Source organism: Halococcus salifodinae DSM 8989, assembly GCF_000336935.1.
Lineage (GTDB): Archaea > Halobacteriota > Halobacteria > Halobacteriales > Halococcaceae > Halococcus > Halococcus salifodinae.
Window position 1 is genome coordinate 37,305 of the sequence record NZ_AOME01000014.1, and the last position, 20,074, is coordinate 57,378.

Genomic DNA, 20,074 nt, shown 5'->3' on the forward strand with positions numbered 1-20,074 from the left:
GTGGTGGATCGGTTGAAACTTTTCTATCCAGGGAAAACGATCACGTGTGCCCAGCAGTCGTCGGTTCGCGACGATCACCGTTGTGGTCGGTCTCGGTGCGCTCGCTCACGCACTCCTCACTTGGCCACGGCGCGCGACGGTCGCCCTGTTCGTCGGGGGTGCGCTCGTGGCGTTCGTCGCCGAGGCAGTCGTCATCGACCGCGGCTGGCTCGAACACCACGTCGGTCCGAAACTCGCCGGTGTGCCGCTCTACGTCCTTTTCGGGTGGACGGGTGCGGTCTACATCGCGTTCCGAACGACGCTGCTCGTGACCAACGGCTGGACGGCGGTCGTGGCTGCCGGCGTGCTCGCCACGATATACGACGGCCTCACCGACCACCGCGGGGTCGCGGACGGTCACTGGACGTACACCGACGATCTCCCGGGCCCTCGTCACCGGGGTGTGCCGTGGTGGAACTTCGCCGGTTGGTTCGTCATTAGCGTCATTACAGCCGGACTCACCGTGCCGTTCCTGTGAGCGAGAAATCGTAGTGAGAAAGCAGTGACCGAGTCGGACGATCGAACCACGCCGCTCGACCATGCGTGACCGCGGCTGTCCAGGTGGTCAGTGAGCTTATGCCCATCCGGACCGAGGGGTGGACAATGAGTGCAATCGACGCCGAGGAGGTGACACTGACGTACGCCGACGGCACCGAGGCCGTTCGAGGGATCGATCTCGATATCCCGGAGGGAGAGTTCTTCGGCTTCCTCGGGCCGAACGGCGCGGGCAAGACCACCGCGATCAAGACGTTCACGACGCTGTTGCGACCGACGTCGGGATCGGTCACGGTGAACGGGTTCGACGTCGCGAGCGAGCCGCGGGCCGTCCGCGAGTCGATCGGGTACATGGCCCAGGAGACCAGCGTCGACGAGGAGCTCACCGCGCGAGAGAACATCCGGTTCGCCTGTGAGGCCTACGGCGTGCCGAAAGCCGAGCGGGGTGACCGGATCGACGAACTCCTCGATCTCGTGGATCTCGTCGGAGCCGCCGGCAAGGTGGCCGAGGGGTTCTCCGGTGGGATGAAAAAGCGTCTCGACGCCGCGATGGCGCTGGTTCACCAGCCACCCCTCGTCTTCCTCGACGAGCCGACGACAGGGCTCGACCCCAAGGCCCGCAATCGGCTCTGGGAGTACTTCCGCCGGATCAACGAGGAGGGCACGACGATCTTCCTCACGACCCAGTACCTGGAGGAGGCCGACCAGCTCTGTGAGCGGATCGCGGTCATCCTCGACGGCGAGATCGTCGCCACCGGCTCGCCCGCGGAGCTGAAACGCCGGGTCGGTGGCGAAATTCTCGACATCGACCTCGACAGCGGCGAGGACGCTTGCGAGCACGCGGCCGCGGTCGCCGCCGACTCCGATCTCTTCGAGGACGAGGCGACGGTCGAAACCACCGAGGATGGGATCAGCGTCACCTCGCGACGGGCACGCCAGGCGGGCACCGATCTGCTGGTGGCGCTGCGGGACGCAGACCTGACGGTGACTGGGTTCAACATCCGCGCGCCCACCCTCGACGACGTGTTCCTCGCGATCACCGGTGAATCCGTCGACGAAGAGGGCGACAACGGCGAAGCCGACGGGGCTGGCGGGGCCGATGCCACCGAGACGAGCCCTGCGGCCGCCGACGGAGGCGCGAGCCGATGAGTCCGTCAGCCGACGAGACGTCCGAGCGGCCCGCGGCCGATGGCGGGACTGCGGGGGCCGCAACGGGAGCCGAAGCCGAGACCGACACGACCACCGTACGACGGTCGAGCAACTCGTTTCTCGGCGACGCGTGGGTCAACTTCAAGCGCTGGAACATCAAAGCCGTCAGAAACCCGTTCGTGCTCGTGGTCTCGCTGGCCCAGCCCATCATCTTCCTCGTCCTCTTCACCCAGGTGTTCGGCCAGATCGCGACCGGCGCGATCAACCAGGGTGGTGCCGGCGCGATCTCCTACGAAACGTACCTCGTGCCCGCGATCGTGATCCAGGTCTCGCTCGCAGCCGCGATCACCTCCGGGATCGGGCTCGTCAACGACATCGAGGAGGGGATGTTCGAGAAGGTGCTCGTCACGCCGATGAACCGCACCGCGGTCTTCGTGGGGAAAACCGCCGCCGAGGTGCTCCGAATCGCGGTCCAGATCGCGATCATCCTCGGACTCGGGGTCCTCCTCGGCGCGGAGATCGCCACCGGGATCGTCGGCGCGCTCGGGATCATCGCGATCGGGATCCTGTTCTCGCTGTGGTTCGTCTCGCTTTCCAACAGCCTCGCGGTCATCACGAAGGACCAGGAGTCGACCATCATCGTGATGAACCTGCTCCAGTTCCCGCTGCTCTTTCTCTCCTCGGCGTTCCTCCCGCTCGAAGCGCTCCCGGAGTGGATCCAGACGTTCGCGCGGTACAACCCGATCACCTACGGCGTGGACGCCGCCCGCACGCTGATGCTCGATACGGACGTGATGACGGTGCTCGACGTCACGGCCTTCTCGGGCATCTGGAACGCGCTCGTGCCGGCGACCGCCGTGCTCGCCGGGCTCGATCTCGTGCTCGGCGGGATCGCGGTGTACCTCCTGAGCCAGGCGTCGAGTTCGTCGGCGCAGTAGCCCCCGAGATCAGAGGTGATATCGCTCGCCGTCGACCGCAAGCGGCTCGGCGAACGCCTCGTCGGCCGGGAAGAAATGCGAGACGTGGACCAGCCGCGTCTCCGACGCACCGAGTTCGTCGGCCAGCGCGAGCGCCCCCTCGCGAGTCATGTGCTTGGTGCCGAACGTCCGCGGGACGCCCTCGGAATCGTGGTGATCGCCGCCGAGCGGGTGGTGTTCACAGAACGACGCGGGGGCGATCGCGTCCGCGATCAGGAGATCGGGGTCGGCGAGGCGCTCGCGGGACGCCTCGGGGATCGCGTAGTTCGTATCGCCGGTGATCGAAAGTTTCGCGCCCGTCTCACACTCGATCACGACGCCGTAGCACACGAGCGGTGGATGGTGAACCGGAACAAGCGTCACGTCGAACCCACACAGCTCGAACGGTTCAAGCGGCTCCTTCCCCGTGACCGAGAGCGCGTCGAGATAGTCGTACTTTCGCTCGATGGTTTCAGCCACGCTCTCGCCGGTTTCGGGATCGGTCTCGTTCGCGGCCGCGACCGGAAGCTCCCGAACGAGGCGGAAGGCGTTGCCGAGCCCGTCGAGATGGTCGAAGTGGATGTGGGTGACGATCGCGGCGTCGGGGAGCGCGACGTCGCGATCGAGGAACTGGGCACGGAAATCCGGGCTGAAGTCCACGAGCAACGATTCGTCGGTGCGCTCGTTCCGGACGTGGACGGAAAACCGGCTACGCTCAACACCCCTCTCGCGGGCGGCCGTACAGGTATCACAGTCACAGCCGACGGTCGGCGTCCCGGTCGTGTCGCCGGTACCGAGCAGCATGACCTCCATTCAGTGGTCGTGAGTGTGGCCGTCGTCGTGATCGTGGCTGTGGTCGGCAGTGTCGGCGTCGCTGCCGCCGTCGGAGCCGTGCTCCGACGAGGATCGGCTCGCTTCGCTCGCCTCACCGCCGTCCGCACTGATGTCACCGCCGGCGACGAGGGCGTCGTGATCGCCTTCGATCATGTCGAGGTCCTTCAGGCTGTCGCGCTCCTCGAAGTCCCGGACCGCCTCCATCAGGTCCTCTTGGGTCAGCGTAGTGCGCTCCTCGGTCAGCGCGTCGAGCACCGCCTCTCGAAGCACCAATCGAAGGTCGCTGCCGGTCAGTCCTTCAGTATCGGCGGCGAGCTCCATCGGATCGAACTCCGCGATCTCCATCTCGTGCGTGACGAGCTGGAGGATGTCCGCACGCATCTCGACGTCGGGCTTCGGGAAGTTCACGATCTCGTCGAAGCGTCGCCACGCCGCCGCGTCGAGCTGGTCGGGGTGGTTGGTCGCGCCGATCAGGAGGACGTCGTCCTCGATCAGACTTACTTCGTCGATCGACTTGAGCAGGGTGTTGACGGCGCGCTTCAACGCGGCGTGCTCGTCGGAGTTCCTGGTTTTCGCCACGAAGTCGAACTCGTCCATGAACAGGATACACGGCGAGAGGCGTTTGGCGACCTCGAAGGTCTTCTCGACGTTTTTGGCGGTTTCGCCGAGATACTGGCTGGTGACCATCGAGAGCTTGACCTCGACGAAAGGGAGGTCGAGTTCGTGGGCGAGCGCCCGCGCGGTCGTGGTTTTGCCGGTTCCTGGCGGCCCGACGAGCAGGAGTTTCCCGATCTCGCGCAGACCGATCCCCGCGAGATACTCGCGGTGTTCGATCGCCTTCATGATCTTCACGATCTCGTTCTCCTGATCGGCGGTAAGCACGAGATCGTCGAGGGTCATGTCGACCTCCTCGGGCGCCCGCACGTCGACGAGATCGAGCATCTCCTCGTCCTCCTCGTTGTCGAAGTATTCTTCGAGGAGGCTGTCGATCCAGACCCGATCGGCGCGCATCGGTCGGTTCGCCTCGCGCGACTGCTCGTAGTCGACATCGGGGCCCTCGTCACGCTCCTCGAAGACGGCCGCGAGCGTTGGGTTCGCCGCGAGCCGGTCGGCGTCGACTCGGCCGGCGAACCACTCCTCGGCCATGTCGGGCTCCGAAAGCGAGAGCGTTTCGGCGAAATCGTCGCGATCGGTGAACATCAGCCCCGACACCGCGGCCCACGGATCGTCGACACCGGTGGCGGCCGCCGCCTGCTCCTCGCCCGTCGCGAGCGGGCGTTCGACCCCCCCGTCGGCGAAGAAGACGGTGCGGTAGCGCGGCGGGAGATCCTCGGCGTCGCGTTCGCGGTGCTCGTTGTAGGCGCGTGTCGTGAGCAGGAATTCGACGACGTCCAGTTCCGGGCTGCTCATTCCCTGCTCGATACGCCGTCCGGCGGGATAAGACCGTCGAACTCCCGCTCAGCGTGGGTCGTTCCCGCAACGCTTGCCAGGAGTTTCGGAGGTGTCCACCGGATCCCCCGTGAACCCGAGTCAAACGACGCGGGGTTTGCGTGCGTTTAACATTGAGGACCCCCAGGAGCAGGTATGGCCGACACGACGCCGGTCGTCGCTGCGGCGTATCGCACCGCACAGGGCAAAGAGGACGGCGTTTTCGCCGACGTCCGGAGCGAGGACCTCTCGATCCCGTTGATCGACGAGATCCTCGCCGAGACCGGGATCGGCAGTGAGGACGTGGACGACCTGATGTGGGGGTGTGCCCAGCAGCGCGACGAGCAGGGCAGCAACCTCGCGCGGGTGATCGCGCTGCTCTCGGATCTGGGCGAGTCCGTGCCCGCGACCACGATCAACCGCTGGTGTGCCTCCTCGGCACAGGCCATGATCTCCGCGTCGGACGCGATCCGAGCGGGCCAGCGCGACGCGATCATCGCGGGCGGAGTCGAGAGCATGAGTCGGGTGAAACAGGGCGCGAACCGCGAGACCATCCACCCCCGGCTGGCCGAAGAGTACAACATCGCCGCGCTGGCGATGGGGATGACCGCCGAAGCGGTCGCCGAACGCTACGACGTCAGTCGGGAAGTACAGGACGAGTACGCCGCACGCTCCCAGCAGCGCGCGGTCGAAGCCACCGAGGAGGGCCGCTTCGACGACGAGATCGTCCCGATCGAGACCGAAGACGGGACTGTCGACACCGACGAGGGACTCCGACCGGGCACGACGCCCGAGGTGCTCGCCGATCTTCCTACCGTCTTCAAATCGGAGGGGACGGTGACGCCGGGCAACGCCTCCCAGATTTCCGACGGCGCATCGGCGACCCTGATCACAAGCCGGGCGTTCGCCGAGGATCACGGCCTCGACGTGCTCGCCGAGATCGGCGGCAACAACGTCGCCGGCGTCGACCCCGAGGTGATGGGGATCGGTCCCGTGCCCGCCACGGAGGGCCTGCTCGAACGCACGGGAGGGTCGATCGACGACTTCGATCTCGTGGAGCTCAACGAGGCGTTCGCCTCCCAGGCCCTCTACTGCCAGCGCGAGCTCGGCATCGACGACGAGATCTTCAACGTCAACGGCGGCGCGATCGCCATCGGCCACCCGCTCGGTGCGAGCGGCGCGCGCCTGCCCGTCACGCTGATCCACGAGATGCAAAAGCGCGACGCCGATCACGGTCTCGCCACCGAGTGTGTCGGCTTCGGTCAGGGTGCGGCGATCGAGTTCTCGCGACCGTAGCACCTCCGACGTTCTACCGCGAGCGAACGGAGTGAGTGAGCGGGCCGAGGAATCCCGAACAGTGCGAAGAAATGATGACGACTTTTGGCAGAGGTTTTGCCAGAGGGATCGTCGGAGCAATCCGTAGCTCTGCGCGAGCAGAGCAGGCGCGGTTCACCGAGAGCGAGACCGACAGTCGAGCCGTTGGATCTTTGTCTTCGGCGTTTTTCGAAGAATGAGTCCCGCAGCGGCCGAGGGGAACGAGGAAACGCGACGTGGTTCGAAAAAGCGTGTCGCGCTCTTTCATCATTGCAGGAAATCGGCGATTTCCTGCAAGCAGTCAGATTCCGTTGGAATCTGACGACATTGCCAGAACGCCACGCGTTCTGGCAGGCAGCCAGAACTCAAAGAGTTCTGGCTACATCACGAGAGAGCTTCACTCTCTCGAACGACAGAGAAAGGTCGATACGAACAGTCACACGAGTAGTGTTTCCACAGGGGTGAGTTCGAGCAACACACTACACCAGCCGGCACGTTGTCACCGTGGTCAGTAGGTCTGCGGTGGCTGCTCGAGAATCTCGAAAATTTCGCGGGCACGATATTCCTTGTTGCGGCCCTTCCCAGTCACTTCCTCGAGAACTCCTTCGTCGACGAGGTCGTTGATTACTCGCGACGCCGTCGGTTGCTTGACGTCGAAGAGCCGTTGAACAGTCTTGCTCGTGACGTAGGGCTGTTCGAAGAGCTTCACTGCGAGTTGGTTCTTCGTGTACGACTTTCCCCCATAGTCGGCGTCGTACTGACGTCTGAGGCGGGCTAGCGAGAGTGTTCGGTCGACGGACTCGTGGGCCTGGCGAGCGACGCCCTCGATAAAGAACGATAGCCACGCTTTCCAATCGCCGTCGTATCGAACGGCCTCCAACCGGTCGACGTACGTCGGCTTGTTTCGATTGAAGTGTTCACTGAGGTAGAGATTCGGGCGTTCGAGATAGCCAGCGTCGTACAACTGGAGCGTGATGAGGAGCCGGCCGAGACGACCGTTCCCGTCGCCATACGGGTGGATGGTCTCGAACTGGTAGTGGAAGAGTGCGACGTCTACGAGCGGGTGGTAGCTCCCGCCAGTTCTGTAGTAGGTGAACAGCGCATCCATCAAGCCGTCGACCTGGTCTGGAACGGGTGGGAGGAAGTCGCCGATATGGTTCGGTTTCGTCTTGTACGCGCCGAGCGTATCTGTATCGACGCGGTCGTCTGGAACGCCTGTGAGAAGCGTCTCGTGGAATTCGTGCAGCCGTTCGACGGTCAGGTCTTCGCGTCGGTCGAGTGCCTCGATGCCACCCTTGATAGCGTCTTCGTAGTTGAGGACTTCCTGCGTATCCTTCGTTTGGCCCTTCGTGGAGTCGGCGCTGATCTCGTCTTCACCGGCGTCAAATGAGCGTGTTTCGAGGCTGTAGAGAGCGTCGTAGTCAACGTCAGCCCCTTCGATTTCAGCGGATTCTATGGCTTCCTTACGGAGGAGTGAGGTGTAGAGTACTGGCGGGAAATCGAGTTCGAGACTCATTCCACTGAGTTTCCCTAGCCAGAACGTCGCGTCCGAGAGCGTCTCGTAGAAGTCGTTCCCGAGAGCGAGGTCTCGGGATGGCGGCAGCGGAGCAGGCTTGTAGTACGATTTCCGTCCGTACGAGATGAATCCGCCAGGAACGTTAGAATCGAGTTCTGACTGTTGCATACATACTCAACCGGTAGAGCGTCCCGTCGTATTAATCTATCGGCACTAAATGAATAGATGGAGGGTTGAGAGTGGCTATAGATGAATACATTTGCAGTATATGAATTTCAGGAGGTCATATGGTGTTGGTAGATACAGCTCGCAGGGACCGCCGAATAATCGGTCACGCAGATCACTCCATATCAGAAGCAGAATAACTCGTCAAAGTGTCATCAGTGTGTTAATATCCCGGAAATCTTCGGTTTTCGGGCAATAATAAAACGTCGATCAGAACCTTCATGCTGTCCGGTTTCGACGGGCGAGCGTGCGGCAGATACGGACCCGCGTCCCGAGCGATTCCCGGGAGGCGGTCACGACGGCGCTGACCGACGCCGATATCGACTACTTGCTGTCCGAGGAAGCGAGCGGCCGCGACGCGGTGATCGTCGAGATTCCGGTTCCCGGCGGTGGGGTCGACCCGATCCTCGAACTGCTCTACGAAGCAGGGCTCGACGAGGACGCCTACACCGTCATCAGTGATGTCGAGACCGCCGGTTCGACCACCCAGGCCGTGGCGGACCTGGAAGAGCGGTACGTCGCGGGGCCGAAAGGCGAATCGGGCGTCTCCTACCCCGAGATCAAAGAGCGCGCCGCGGACCTCGAACCGGGACGGGCGACCTACGTCGCGTTCGCGGCGCTCGCGGCGATCGTCGCGGTCGCAGGCCTCCTGCTCGATTCCGCGATCGTTATCGTTGGCGCGATGGTGATCGCCCCCTTCGCGGGGTCGTCGCTGTCGGCGGCGGTCGGCGCGGTCATCGACGATCGCGGGATGGTGATCGACAGCGTGGGCTCCCAGTTGTTGGGACTCGTCGTCGCGTACATCGGCGCGGTGGCGATGAGCCTCGTGCTGCGGGAGACCTTCTTCGTGCCGGCGGCGCTCGCGATCACCCGTGTTCAGCAGGTCGGGACGTTCCTGACCCCGAGCCTGCTCGCGGTCGTGGTCGCGCTCGCGGCGGGCGCGGCGGGTGCACTCGCGCTCGCGACCGATCTTCCGGTGTCGATCGCCGGGGTCGCGGTCGCGGCCGCGATCGTCCCCTCGGCGGCGACCGCGGGCATCGGCACCGTCTGGGGCGAGCCCCTCGTGGTGGCTGGCGCGCTCGCTCTGTTGTTCATGAACGTGGTGTTCATCAACGTGAGCGCGTACGTCGCGCTGGTCGCGCTCGGCTACCGCGACTCGGTGACCAGAAGCGTCCGTGAGAACCTCACGATCTCGGTCCGGACGGGCGCGTACGCGCTGCTCGTTCTCGGATTCGTCGTCAGCGTGATCGTCGTCAGCGCGGCGACCGCGAGCTACGTCGGGTTCGAGGGCGCGGCCAACCGCGAAGTTCAGACCACCATCGACGAACCGGCGTACGACAGCGTCGAACTCGTCGACGTCAGCACGAGTTACAGCGCGCGCGAACTGCTCGGCGGCGACGCGTCGGTCACGGTCACGCTGAGTCGCACCACCGGCAACGAGTATCCGGAGCTGGCACGGACCCTTCAGGAACGCATCAGTGCGGCGACCGATCGACCGGTCACGGTGCAGCTGCGCTTCCTCGATTACGAGTCGGCCGTGGAGCCGACCGGTTGATCGCGAACCAGCGTATCGACACTAACAGACCACCGGATCGTGAGTGTCCTGTCGATCAGCCCAGTAGTCGGCCGAACAGGCCGCGCTCGCGAGTTTTTTCGGCGAGCAGCACCGAACACTCGACGTCGTCGACGACGTCGAGCACGAGCGAACCGCGAACGAGGCGCGAGAGCAACCCGCGCTCGGTTGCGCCCACGATCAACATCGAGGCGTCGGCCGCGGCGCGCGCGATCGCCGTCTCGACGTCGCCGGTCTCGACGAGGAGTTCGGCGTCGCTCAGACCGTGCTCGTCGGCCCACTCCGCGAGGAACGCCTCGCCTTCGGCACGGTCGTCGGCGACGTGGAGGAGCGCGATCTCGGCGTCGTGTTCGGCCTGGAGCATCGTCGCGACCTGAGCGCTGAGCGCCGAGTCGGGACCGCCAGCGGTGGGGACCACGATCCGCGAGGGATCGAACCCGCGATCCCTGAGCACGAGGAAATCACAGGGTAGCGAGCTCGCGAGTTCGTCGATCGCGCTCTCGGCGCGGCCCGGCGAGCCACGGGAATCCTCGCCGAAGCCCATCACCACCGTATCGGCGCTGTAGGTCCGCGCGGCGTCGAAGACCTCCTCGAACGAGCGGTGGCTGAGCACGGTGTGGGTCTCGACCGGGACGCCGAACGGCTCGGCATCCGCCTCGGCACGTTCGAGGAGGTCCACCGAGTCGTCGAACTTCTCGATGTGCTCGGCCCCGGCGGCGAGCGAAGTCTGGTCCGGAACCTGAACGATGTGGACCGCGACGATGCGCCCGCCGCGGTGTTTGGCGATACTGCCCGCGAGCGCGATGAGGGCGGTCCGGTTTGCGGGGTTCGCCAGCGGCACCAGTACCCGGTAGTCGCCGCCGTCGGGCTGGACGGTCGCGGCGGCCGACACGGCAGAATCGGGCAGGCGCTCGGAGCGACTGAGGACGTACCGACTGAGCAGTCCCTCCCGTTCGACCTCGTTGCGGGCATAGACGAAGTACCAGCCGACCGCCCCGACGACGAACAGCCCCGAGAGTGCGATCTCGATGGTGTCCATGAACGCGACGAGGCCGAGCGAGAGCACCGCACCGACCACCGGCGTCACCGGGTACAGCGGCACCCGGAAGTCGGGGTCGTACTCGACCGCCTCCGAGACGCGAAAGACGATGAGCGCGACGTTCATCAGCGCGTAGACGATGAGGTGGAGCACGCTCGCCGCCTTCGCCAGCACCGCGAGATCCCGACCGAGCGCCGCGATGAACACGACGATGACGAGACCCGTCACCAGAATCGAGCGGTAGGGTGTGGCGAACCGCGGATGAATCTCGTTGAGCCAGTTGGTGACGATCCGTTCTCGGCCCATGGCGAAGTTGATGCGTGCCGACGCGAGAATCGAGGCGTTCGCCGACGATGCCGTCGCCAGCAGCGCGCCGAGGGTCATCACGGTCGCGGCAATGCCGGCGAAACCGCCGGGGAACGCCACCTCTGCGGCCTGGGCGACCGGCGCATCCTGGCTCAGCTCGGGCCAGGAGACGATGCCGAGCATCGTCGTCACGATGACGGCGTAGGCGACGGTGACGAGCGCGACGCTGCCGATGATGGCGATAGGGAGGTTTCTGCCAGGGTTCTTGAGTTCTTCGGCGACGGTGGCGATCTTCGCATACCCCAGAAAGGAGACGAACACGAGCGCCGTTCCGGGGAGGATGGCCCCGAAGCCGAACGGCGCGAGACCGCCCTCGCCGGCGAGCGTCGCGTAGTCGAAGGCGGTCCAGCCGACGAGGGCGAACACGCCGAGTATTGCCAGCAACACGAGCACGATGACGGTCTGGATTCTCCCGGTCTCCTTCGCGCCGATGTAGTTGACGCCGACGAAGACGACGCCGGCAGCGAGCGCCCCGAGCTGAATCGGTGAGAGGAAACCCACCTGCGGGAGTCCAACGAGTTCGGCGAGATACTGCCCGAAGCCGATGCAGTAAAACGCCGAGGCGAACGCCAGCCCCATCCAGTCGCCGAGACCGGCAATCGAACCAAAGAGCGGGCCGAGCGCGCGATTGACGTAGTAGTAGCCGCCACCGGCTTTCGGCATCGCGGTGCCGAGCTCCGAGACCGACAGCGCGTTCACCATGGCGATGAGACCGCCGGCGACGAAGGAGACGACGACGATGGGACCGGACGTCTGGGCGGCGACACCCGGCAGGACGAAGATGCCCGCGCCGATCATCGTTCCGATGCCGATGGTCATCGCCGACAGCAACCCGAGATCCTTGGCGAGCTCCTCGTCAGCCACCGCCGCCCCCGTCGGCCGCGTCGTCGGTCGTATCGGCATCGTCGGCCACGTGATCGGGCAGCACGACGACCGGCCGTTCGCCCCCGTTGATCAGCGCGTTCGCAACGTCGCCGGAGAGGAGTTTGATCCACCGGCTCGCCTCCCGGGGCGTGAACGCGACCGCGCTCGCGTCCACGTCGTTGGCGACTTTGAAGACGGTCTCGGCCACGTCGGTGCCGTACTCAAGCCGTGTCTCGACCGTGATCTCGGTGGCGTCACACGCCTCGCGTGCGGCCGCGAACGTCTCCTCTGCACCCTCCTCGCGTTGTTCGACCGAGGCCTTGTCCGGCGCGCCACCGGTCTTCTCGATCACGTGGACGACGACCGCGCGCCCACCCGTCCGTCGGAGGTGGGCCGCCGCGGCCGCACACGTGGTGCGTGCGTCCTCGGCGCTCGCGACCGGGAGCACCACGGTCTCGAAGAGGTCTCTGGCGACAGTCATACCGTGTCAGCACTCGTGAAGGGCGTCACAACGGCGAACGATACGACGGCAGGTCCGCTCGACGGTCGAATCACGGTAGTATTCACACACGCGATACAGGTTAAGTGATGCGGTGGTGTGGCCGAAACATCCACCGGGCGGAGCGATATGCTCGCCCGCGAGTCGGGCCGGTGCGGCTGGTGCGGCTGGTGCGGTCTGCGGTTGCGGTGCGAGCCTGGCGTCCTGCGTTCACACCACGAACGCAGGGCACAGGGGGAACGCCGCTCTCCTGGTGGATGAAGGGCGAACGAGCGAAGTTCTCGCGAGCGAAGCGAGCGAGAGCACGGAAGAGCTTCGCTCTTCCGGAGCGAGGGCTTCGGCGGTGCTGTGCGGATGGCGGTCGCGGAGAGCGCCAGCAGTGCTACCGCGAGTAGCGAGGGACGCTTCGCGTCCCTCGTACCGTGCGAGCGGGAGCGACGGTAGTGAGCGACTGAGCGCAGCAAAAGGTCGTTAGTCGGCAGGATGGAACCGTTCGAGCGCACCCTGGACCGACTCGTTGAGTCCGACGAGCGTGATACGATCGCCCTGTTGGAGTTCGAAGTCGCCGTCGGGGACCTTGTTCTCGCCGTTGCGGCAGACGAGTGCGATCAGACAGCCCTCGGGGATCGCGCTGCTGAGGTCCGCGATGGTCTTGCCCGCGACGTCCTTGGCAGTGACCTCGAACTCCTGGACGTCGCCCGACCGGCCGAGTTCGGTCATCCAGTTCCAGAGTGCAGGGCGTTCGATCCGGTTGTCGATCGCCCACGAGGTGGCCTCCGTCGAGGAGATAGTGTCGACGTCGAGATCCGCGAAGGCGTCGACGTTCTCCGGACGGTTGACCCGCGAGATGACCCGATCGGTATCGAACGTCGTGGCCGCGAGCTGGGCAACGAGGAGATTGACGTCGTCGTCACCGGTCGTCGCGACGACTGTCGAGGCGTTCTCGGCCCCCGCCGACCGCAACACGTCACTGTTGGTGCCGTCGCCGACGTGAACCGTGAACCCCTCGTTCCGGGCGGTCGTGACGATCGACTGGTCGTCCTCGACGATCACGACGTTCTCACCGCGGGCTTCGAGCCGCGTCGAGAGATCACGGCCGACCTTCCCACCACCGACGATGAGCGCACGCATGGGGATCACGTCGAGATACTCCGCGAAGTATCTGGCGAGTCCGCCCTCGAACACCACCGTGGCGAAGATCACGAGGAAGACGGTCCCCACGAGCGTCGTCGCCGCCGCATCGAGCCCCTCGGCCTGGAGCCGCACCGCGAACAGCGTCGCCACCGAGGCCGGGATGATCCCCCGCGGCCCGACCAGGCTCATGAACACGCGCTCCTCGCGAGTGAACCGATCACCGGTGGTCGAGAGGAAGACGAGGAGCGGCCGGAACACGAGCGCCACGACGACCACGACGGCGAGGCCGCCGAGGTCGAGCGGGAGGTCCTGGAAGTTGAGCAGTGCGGCGAGCGCGATGAACACAAAGGAGAGGACGATCAGCGTGACGTCGCCCTTGAACTCGGTGATCTCGGCCTCGTAGGGGATATCGAGGTTGCCGACGATGATCCCGGCGGTCGCGACCGCCGCGATGCCGGCCTCGGAGGTCCAGCTGTTGGCGAGGCCGTACGCCACCAGCGCGCCGGCGAGTACCAGCAGGCGAGCGTTCCGCGGAGCGTTGCCCGGCGAGAGGTCGACGTACCGCAGCAGATACCAGAGCGCGCCGGCGACCGCCGTGCCGACGAGGAGACCGACACCGATCTTCGTCAGGAACTCGGCGACGATTTCGACGGTGCCGAACCCCTCGCCGAGGACGACGACCTCGAACACCACGACCGCGAGGACCGCGGCCGTGACGTCGTTGACGATCCCCTCGGTTTCGAGTGCGGTCCCGACACGGTCGCGGACCGGCACCACGTCGAGGATCGGCGAGATCACGGTCGGGCCGGTGGCGACCAGCAGCGCACCGATCAGGAAGGCGATGTCCCACGGCGTCGCAAGCGCGTAGTGGACCACCGTGGCGGTGCCGACGAGCGAGATGGCTGCGCCAAGGGTGACGAGCCGAAACGACGCCGAGGAGGCCTGTCGGAGGTCCTCGATGCGGAGATGAAAGGCCCCCTCGAACACGATGATCGCGACCGCGAGGCCGACGATCGCCGAGAGCGCGCCGCCGAACGTGTCGACGGTGACGATCCGTTCGGGAAGGACGAACCCGGACAACGGACCGAGAAGGAGCCCCACCGACAGCAGAAAGATGATGCTCGGCACACGGAACCGATCGCCGAGCACCTGGGAGACGATCCCGAGCGCGACGATTCCCGCAACGAGCGCGATCAGCTCAGCGCCGCCAGTTGCCACTCATACTCCTCCACATGGCGTTTTTCATGGGAGCCGCACACATAAGCCCACTCACTCCTCATCGGCGTCACGAACGACACCCACCTACCGTCCGTAGAGCCGCTCGATCTCGTCGGCGTAGCGGTCGAGGACGTTCCGGCGTTTCTTCTTCATCGTCGGGGTCAGGAGGTCGTTGTCCTCGGTGAACTCCTCGGGCACCAGCGCGAACTTCTTGATTTTCTCGTGGGCCTCGAAGTCCTCGTTGACGGTCGTGACGGTTTCCTGAACGTACTCTTGGACGCGCGCGTCCTCACAGAGCGCCTGGGAGTCGTCGGGGAGATCGATCCCCTCGTCGGCGGCCCACTCGCGGACGTGGGCCTCGTTCGGCACGATCAACGCGCCGACGAACTTCTCCCCGTCGCCGACCGCCATGCACTGCTCGACCGCCGAGTGCTGGGCGAACGAATCCTCGATCGGGCCCGGCGCGACGTTCTTGCCCGTCGAAAGCACGAGAAGCTGTTTCGAGCGCTCGCGGAACGTGATATACCCATCTGGCTGTTGCTCGACGACATCGCCGGTCCGGAACCATCCTTCGGAGAAGGCGTCCTCGGTTTCCTCGGGCCGATTCCAGTAGCCATCGGTGACGTTCGGGCCGCGGACGAGGAGTTCGCCCACCTCGCCCCCGCTTTTCGCGGCGAGGTCGTCGGCCACGACCGTCGAATCGATCCGGACTTCCTCGTCGTGGACCGGCGGACCGATGGTGCCGACTTCCGGCTCCTCGGGTGGGTTGACGCTGACGACCGGTGCGGTCTCGGTCAGGCCGTAGCCTTCGAGGATCGGGACCCCCATTCCATGAAAGAGTTCGGCGAGGTCGGGCGAGAGGCTGCCGCCGCCGCTGATGAGGAACTCGACGTTGCCGCCCAGTGCCTCCCGAACCTGGCCGAACACCAGGCGATCGGCGACCGCGCGCTTCGCGCGGAGCCCGATCCCGGGCGAGTCCGCGGTCTGGTAGGTACGCCCGATCTCGACCGCCCACTCGAAGATCCGTTCGCGCACTGCGGACTCGGCCGCCTGGTCGCGGATGGCGTCGTAGAGCTTTTCGTACACGCGAGGCACGCTCGCGCCGGTGGTGGGCTGGAGGAGTCCGAAGTCCTCCTGGAGGGTGTCGGGACTCTCGGCGTAGCCCACGGTCGCGCCGGCCGCGAACATCAGGAAATGTCCCGAGAGCCGCTCGAAGACGTGGGCAAGCGGGAGGAAAGAGATCGCCTCGGAATCGGTGTCGATCGCGGGCGTGTCGCCCTTGTCGGGCCGCGGACCGAACCGGCGATAGACCTGATCGACGTTCGATTTGAAGTTCCGGTGGGTCAGCTGGACGCCCTTCGGCTGGCCGGTCGTGCCCGAGGTGTAGATCAGGCTGGCGAGGTCGTCGGGTGCGCGGTCGTCGAGCCATCCCTCGTACGCATCGGCATCGAACGCGCCGACGCCGCGCTCGTGGACCTGCGCGAGCGTGAGCACGTCGTCGCGGTCGCCGTAGCCGTCGATCTCGTCCATCGAAACCACGAATTCGAGGTCGAGTTCGTCCTCGACCGCCAGCACGCGTTCGAGGAGTTCCTCGTTTTCGACCACGACGCCCGTCGCGCCGGGATCGTCGAGGAGATACTCGACCTGATCTGGCGAGGAGCCCGTGTAGACGGTGGTGACGACCCCGCCAGCAGCCAAGAGCGCGAAGTCAGTCTGGGCCCACTCCATCCGGGTGTTCGCGAAGATGCCGACCCGATCGCCCGCCTCCACACCGAGGTCGCGAAACCCGGCTGCGAGTCGTCGGACCGACCGGCGCATCCGGGCGTAGCTCAGGCTCGCGTACTCGCCGTCGGGGGCGGTCGGGAGAACGGGACCGGCGAGCGAGCGGTCGTAGATCCCACCCTTGTACCGCTGGGCCACCAATTCGGCGTTCCGGGGGGTGCTCGCCTCGAACATCTTCGGAACTGTGGTCTCGCCGAGAACATCGCTCTCGAACGACGCTTCCGCATCCTGCCAGGCCATGCCTCACACTGGGACGGGAGTCATAATAAAAGACAGCAACCTCCCTCCGACGAGCACTCACCACGTTCACCCGAACGCGAGTCGCGGGGACGGAGTCAGACAGCGACGTAGGCTGCAACCCCAAGTCCGAAGAAGATGACAGCAGCCACGACGGCGACGGGGGCTGGAACCGATCGTCCGTCACGGGTGGTATCCGTTCCGGCACCGTTTCGCAGCCAGAGGACACCGAGCGCGCAGCACCCGACACCAATGACGGCACCGAAAACCGCTGAGGTGGTGATGGCGGGATCGACGCCGAACTGGAAGAGGGCGACCAGACCGGCCACGAGAAACCCAACGCCGGCGAGACGTGAACTATCCATACCGGCGCACCGTTCTTTTTTCACAAAGCTGTTGTGTTACTGTTCGTCGAGGGCGGCGAGCACGCCTCGGGTGTTCAGCCGCTCCTCGGCACGGGCCTTGCGCTCGCCCCACACATCGACCATCTCACTCGTCTCGACGAAGTGTTCGATCACCGCTTCGTCATCTCCCAGTTCGGCGCGTTTGTCCGCCACGGCCGCGACCCACTCTTCGAGGACGCGCGCGTACTCGGTCATCAGCGCGTCGTCGTACTCGCGGGGGCCGAAATGGCCGAAGCAGAGCACGTCGGGCTCGATCTCGCGGATGGTCTCGACGTCGTCGAGGCAGGCGTCGAGATCGAAGTTCGAGGGGGGCGAGGTCTGACGGATCCGCTCGATCCCGGGAATCCAGATGCCGGCGGCATCGCCGGTGAACAGCGCGTCGGTCGCGCGGTCATGAAACATCACTTGGTGGGGTGCGTGGCCTGGCGCGTGGTGGACGTCGAGCGTTCGATCCCCGAGGTCGATCGCGTCGCCGCCCGCGATCCCCTCGATCCGATCCTCGGGGACGGGTTTCGGTTCGGCGTAGAAGCTCCACTGGTCCTCGACGGCGGCCTTGGTGCCCGCGACGAGAGCCTCGGGATCGATCAGATGAGGAACCCCGATCTCGTGAGTCATGACCGTGGCGTTCGGGCACGCCTCGGCGAGGTAGCCCGCGCCGCCGGCGTGATCGAGGTGGACGTGGGTCGGGAGGATGTAGGCGAGATCCTCGCGGGCGATCCCTACCTCGTCGAGGGAAGCGAGGATGTTCTCGTAGCGCGTACCGATCCCGGTGTCGATCAGTGCGGGTCGTTCGGCGTCGAGGAGGTACACCGCGCCGTACTCCTCGGTGTCGTACATCCCGGTGTCGACGTAGTAGAGATCCGGACACCCCTCGACTGCGAAGACGTCGCCGATGGCCATGCCGACCCCACGCGAGGTGGGCCCAAAAGTCCCCCGCAGGGAGCACGGTGTCGCTGGATCGTGGTCGGGATACAGACGAAGAGAACGGATCGTGGTCGAGATACGGACGGGAACGATCGTGAGACCGGTCTGGCCCCGGATGGCGTCGATTCCGTCACTTCCATCGACAAAGACTTCTCTCCGGGAGTGAAACCGCCGACAAATGCTCAGCAGACAGTATCTCCGCGACCACACCGACGAGGTCCGGCAAGCGCTCACCGATCGCGGGGCCGACGACGTCGATCTCGATCGCGTGCTCGAAATCGACACGGAGTGGCGCGAGCACAAGAACCGGGGCGACGAGCTCCGCCATGAGCGCAACCAGATCAGCGATCGGATCGGCGATCTCAAAGCGGCCGGCGAGGACGAGGAGGCCGAGCACGCCATCGAGCGTTCCCAAGAGCTCAAAGACGAGATCCAAGAGGTCGAGGAACGTGCCGACGAACTCGAAGCAGAACTCGACGACGCTCTCCTCGAAATTCCGAACGTCCCCCACGAGAGCGTTCCTGTGGGTGCGGACGAATCGGACAACGTCGAGGTCCGCCGCGAGGGGTTCGACGATCTGCGCGACCTGGCCGATCCCGTCGTGCCCCACTACGACCTCGGCGAGGAGTTGGATATCCTTGACTTCGAGCGCGGCGCGAAGGTCACGGGTGGGGGGTTCTATTTCCTGAAAGGCGATGGCGCGCGCTTGGAGCACGCGCTGATCCAGTTCATGCTCGACGTCCATCGCGAACAGTCATACGTCGACGTGTTCCCCCCGATCCCGGTCAACTCGCGATCGATGACCGGCACCAGCCAGCTCCCGAAGTTCAACGAGGACGCCTACCGGGTCGGCGGGGACGAGCACGAGGGCTACGACGACGACGATCTCTGGCTCTGTCCCACCGCGGAGGTGCCGGTGACGAACATGTACCGCGACGACATCCTGCTGGACGACGATCTTCCCCTCAAGCACCAGGCGTACACGCCGAACTTCCGGCGCGAAGCGGGCGAGCACGGCACCGAAACCCGCGGGATCGTCCGCGTTCACCAGTTCAACAAGGTCGAGCTGGTCAATTTCGTCCGTCCCGAGGAGAGCTACGACCGCCACGAAGAGCTCGTCGAGGAGGCCGCCGAACCGCTGCGACGGCTCGGGCTTCCCTACCGGGTGCTTCACATGTGTACCGGCGATCTCGGGTTCGCGCCCGCGAAGAAGTACGATATCGAGGTGTGGGCCCCCGGCGACGACATGGACGACGGCCCCGAGGAGGGCGGGCGGTGGCTCGAAGTCTCCTCGGCGTCGAACTTCGAGGACTTTCAGGCGCGTCGGGCCGGCCTCCGGTACCGCCCGGAGCGCCACGAGTCGGCGGACTATCTCCACACGCTCAACGCCTCGGGGACCGCGGTCGGGCGCGTGATGGTCGCCATCCTCGAATACTACCAGAACCCCGATGGCACGGTCGAGGTGCCCGAGGCGCTCCGGCCGTACATGGGTGGTCAGGAGGTCATCGAGGGCCACGAACCCGTCGGCGAGAGCGCGGTCGGGGCGGGCAGGAAGGAGTGAATCGCCGGCGGCGCACCGGAACGGTCCCGAACGGTCGATCTCAGTCGGTGTAGGTTCGAATGCGTGCTATCGATCCGTTCTCGACGGTGTGGACATCGACGAACCCGAACAGTCGTTCGCCGTCCGCACCGAGCAGCCGTCCACGGACGGCGACCTCGCCACCGGTCTCGGTTCCCGTAGCCACGTCCCCGCTGGGTTCGTCGGTATAGATCGCATCGAGTTCGTGAGTCGTGTCGGTGCGGGGACGGTCGTCGCGCATGAACACGACGAACGCCTCGCGCCCCCCGAACGTCCGGTCGGGACGCTCGTGGACGAAGTCGGCCGCGAGCAGGCCGGCGAGATCATCGTACCGGCTCTCGTCGATGGCGGCGTAGTACGATCGAACGACAGCCGTCGCGCTCATACGCGCGGATCGGCGGTCGGAGAGAAGAACCTGACGACACTATCGGTACGACCCGAGCGGACGGCAGGACGACTGGGGACTCTCGGAGTGGGCGACGCACGCAGCATCCCTGGT

General features: G+C 65.5%; 16 protein-coding genes. 6 read left to right on the forward strand and 10 right to left on the reverse strand.

The genetic code is table 11. The annotated features are described in order from the left end of the window. Window positions 1–46 precede the first annotated feature (46 nt). The 3 genes from C450_RS02650 (at window position 47) to C450_RS02660 (ending at window position 2,621) form a co-directional block, all read left to right on the forward strand. Complete coding sequence (locus C450_RS02650) at window positions 47–517, forward strand: carotenoid biosynthesis protein (RefSeq protein ID WP_005039668.1); 471 nt, start codon at window positions 47–49, stop codon at window positions 515–517. A 125-nt stretch (window positions 518–642) separates the two neighbouring features. Next, window positions 643–1,683 carry an ATP-binding cassette domain-containing protein gene (locus tag C450_RS02655; protein WP_049909802.1) on the forward strand — a complete coding sequence of 347 codons (1,041 nt, stop codon included), beginning with the start codon at window positions 643–645 and terminating at the stop codon, window positions 1,681–1,683. After that, the gene (locus C450_RS02660) at window positions 1,680–2,621 is read left to right on the forward strand and encodes an ABC transporter permease (protein ID WP_005039673.1); all 942 of its coding nucleotides are present in this window, start codon (window positions 1,680–1,682) and stop codon (window positions 2,619–2,621) included. The genes C450_RS02655 and C450_RS02660 overlap by 4 nt, the downstream gene beginning before the upstream one ends. 9 nt (window positions 2,622–2,630) lie before the next feature. Here the strand turns inward: C450_RS02660 and C450_RS02665 are convergent, their stop codons facing one another. Together C450_RS02665 and C450_RS02670 are read right to left on the reverse strand one after the other, a co-directional pair. Then, window positions 2,631–3,452 carry an MBL fold metallo-hydrolase gene (locus tag C450_RS02665; protein WP_005039675.1) on the reverse strand — a complete coding sequence of 274 codons (822 nt, stop codon included), beginning with the start codon at window positions 3,450–3,452 and terminating at the stop codon, window positions 2,631–2,633. Next, window positions 3,453–4,883 (reverse strand): ATP-binding protein, encoded by a 1,431-nt coding sequence (locus C450_RS02670; protein ID WP_005039676.1) that lies wholly within the window; start codon window positions 4,881–4,883, stop codon window positions 3,453–3,455. It lies immediately after the preceding gene. A 174-nt stretch (window positions 4,884–5,057) separates the two neighbouring features. Here C450_RS02670 and C450_RS02675 point away from each other — a divergent pair, with 174 nt between their 5' ends. Next, the gene (locus tag C450_RS02675; RefSeq protein ID WP_005039679.1) at window positions 5,058–6,197 is read left to right on the forward strand and encodes a thiolase family protein; all 1,140 of its coding nucleotides are present in this window, start codon (window positions 5,058–5,060) and stop codon (window positions 6,195–6,197) included. A 526-nt stretch (window positions 6,198–6,723) separates the two neighbouring features. Here the strand turns inward: C450_RS02675 and C450_RS02680 are convergent. Beyond that, window positions 6,724–7,899: a Fic family protein gene (locus C450_RS02680; RefSeq protein WP_005039680.1), complete on the reverse strand. Its 1,176-nt coding sequence runs from the start codon at window positions 7,897–7,899 to the stop codon at window positions 6,724–6,726. 304 nt (window positions 7,900–8,203) lie between these two features. Between C450_RS02680 and C450_RS02685 the strand changes: the two genes are divergently transcribed. Continuing rightward, entirely contained in the window at window positions 8,204–9,511 is a 1,308-nt protein-coding gene (locus C450_RS02685; RefSeq protein WP_005039682.1) for a DUF389 domain-containing protein, read from the forward strand. 55 nt (window positions 9,512–9,566) lie between these two features. Here C450_RS02685 and C450_RS02690 read toward each other — a convergent pair whose 3' ends face one another. From C450_RS02690 to C450_RS02715, 6 genes are all read right to left on the reverse strand, one after another. Further along, a complete protein-coding gene (locus C450_RS02690; protein ID WP_005039684.1) occupies window positions 9,567–11,798 on the reverse strand; it encodes an amino acid permease in 2,232 nt (743 codons plus the stop codon). Continuing rightward, window positions 11,791–12,279 (reverse strand): universal stress protein, encoded by a 489-nt coding sequence (locus C450_RS02695; protein ID WP_005039687.1) that lies wholly within the window; start codon window positions 12,277–12,279, stop codon window positions 11,791–11,793. The genes C450_RS02690 and C450_RS02695 overlap by 8 nt, the downstream gene beginning before the upstream one ends. A 489-nt stretch (window positions 12,280–12,768) precedes the next feature. Next, the gene (locus tag C450_RS02700; RefSeq protein WP_005039689.1) at window positions 12,769–14,649 is read right to left on the reverse strand and encodes a cation:proton antiporter domain-containing protein; all 1,881 of its coding nucleotides are present in this window, start codon (window positions 14,647–14,649) and stop codon (window positions 12,769–12,771) included. 84 nt (window positions 14,650–14,733) lie between these two features. Beyond that, entirely contained in the window at window positions 14,734–16,671 is a 1,938-nt protein-coding gene (locus C450_RS02705) for an AMP-dependent synthetase/ligase (protein WP_005039690.1), read from the reverse strand. A 95-nt stretch (window positions 16,672–16,766) separates the two neighbouring features. Then, the gene (locus C450_RS02710; protein ID WP_005039693.1) at window positions 16,767–17,033 is read right to left on the reverse strand and encodes a hypothetical protein; all 267 of its coding nucleotides are present in this window, start codon (window positions 17,031–17,033) and stop codon (window positions 16,767–16,769) included. Window positions 17,034–17,069: 36 nt separating this feature from the next. Beyond that, complete coding sequence (locus tag C450_RS02715) at window positions 17,070–17,972, reverse strand: MBL fold metallo-hydrolase (protein ID WP_005039696.1); 903 nt, start codon at window positions 17,970–17,972, stop codon at window positions 17,070–17,072. A gap of 202 nt (window positions 17,973–18,174) precedes the next feature. Between C450_RS02715 and serS the strand changes: the two genes are divergently transcribed. After that, on the forward strand, window positions 18,175–19,557 hold the full coding sequence (serS, locus tag C450_RS02720) for a serine--tRNA ligase (RefSeq protein WP_005039699.1): 1,383 nt from the start codon (window positions 18,175–18,177) through the stop codon (window positions 19,555–19,557). Window positions 19,558–19,597: 40 nt separating this feature from the next. Here the strand turns inward: serS and C450_RS02725 are convergent, their stop codons facing one another. Next, complete coding sequence (locus C450_RS02725; RefSeq protein WP_005039701.1) at window positions 19,598–19,960, reverse strand: nuclear transport factor 2 family protein; 363 nt, start codon at window positions 19,958–19,960, stop codon at window positions 19,598–19,600. Between the last annotated feature and the right edge of the window lie 114 nt (window positions 19,961–20,074).